The sequence below is a fragment of the Mesorhizobium delmotii genome (assembly GCF_900149755.1).
Taxonomy (GTDB): Bacteria; Pseudomonadota; Alphaproteobacteria; order Rhizobiales; family Rhizobiaceae; genus Mesorhizobium; species Mesorhizobium delmotii.
The window spans coordinates 1-919 of the sequence record NZ_FUIG01000082.1 but is presented as its reverse complement, the minus strand read 5'-3'; the positions used below and the strand labels follow the sequence as shown (position 1 = coordinate 919).

At 62.8% G+C, this 919-nt stretch carries 2 protein-coding genes; both read left to right on the top strand.

Annotation, left to right across the window (positions count from 1 at the left end; translation table 11 throughout):
* The first annotated feature begins 117 nt into the window (after window positions 1-117).
* Entirely contained in the window at window positions 118-651 is a 534-nt protein-coding gene (locus BQ8482_RS38535) for an AI-2E family transporter (protein WP_123151623.1), read from the top strand.
* Window positions 630-919, top strand: a 290-nt coding sequence (locus tag BQ8482_RS38530) for an AI-2E family transporter (RefSeq protein ID WP_165848831.1), incomplete at its 3' end; no start/stop codon positions are given. The genes BQ8482_RS38535 and BQ8482_RS38530, both read left to right, overlap by 22 nt.

The window sequence follows — 919 nt, the reverse complement described above, 5'->3', positions numbered from 1 at the left end:
GTACCATACCAGAGGTGAAGGCCGAGGATGGGCTGACCGCAGGTTTGGGCGCGCCAGGAGCGGACTTGGAGAACATGACGTGAGAAAGATAGGCGAGCGGCGTTGGGCGGGCAGATAATGGATTCGGACGGTTCGCGTCCCCTCGTCCATCCTCGTCAGGATCTCACCCGCGTGACGCTGGCGGTGCTGTTCATCGGCAGTCTTCTCATCGCCAGCGTCTGGGTGGTGATGCAGCCGTTTCTGCCGGCGATCGTATGGGCCACGACGTTGGTGCTTGCCACCTGGCCGCTCATGCTCTGGTTGCAGCGCCATACCGGCAACCGCCGCGGCCTTGCCGTCCTGATCATGACGCTGACCTTGCTGCTGCTTGTGATCGTGCCTTTCTGGCTGGCGCTCAGCACTGTCATCGCGAACATCGACAAGGTTGGCGACCTGGTCCGGACTATCCTGTCGATGCGACTGCCACCGCCACCCAGCTGGCTGGAGGGAGTGCCCCTGGTTGGAGCACGCGCTGCCGAAGCATGGGAGAAACTGAACTCGGCCGGCGTTCAGGAACTGGTCCAAAGACTGACCCCCTACGCCGGAACCCTGCCTACTGGTTTGCGTCCGCCACCGGAAGTCTGGGTGGCATGTTCATACATTTCCTGCTGACGACTGCGATAGCCGCGGTCATGTATTCGGGTGGTGAACGGGCCGCTGATACCGCGATCCTTTTCGGTCGCCGGCTCGGCGGCGTTCGTGGAGAGACAGCAGTAAGGCTGGCCGGCCAGGCGATCCGAAGCGTGGCCCTGGGCGTAGTGGTTACCGCCGTTGCGCAAAGCGCTGTAGCGGGTATCGGGCTGGCCGTAGCCGGCGTGCCCTATGCCGCCGTGCTCATGGCATTGATCTTCATTTTGTGTCTGATCCAGCTCGGTCCGGT

Excerpts from the sequence above, each read along its gene's own strand:
- BQ8482_RS38535 (WP_123151623.1), top strand. The coding sequence starts at position 118 with ATGGATTCGGACGGTTCGCGTCCCCTCGTCCATCCTCGTCAGGATCTC.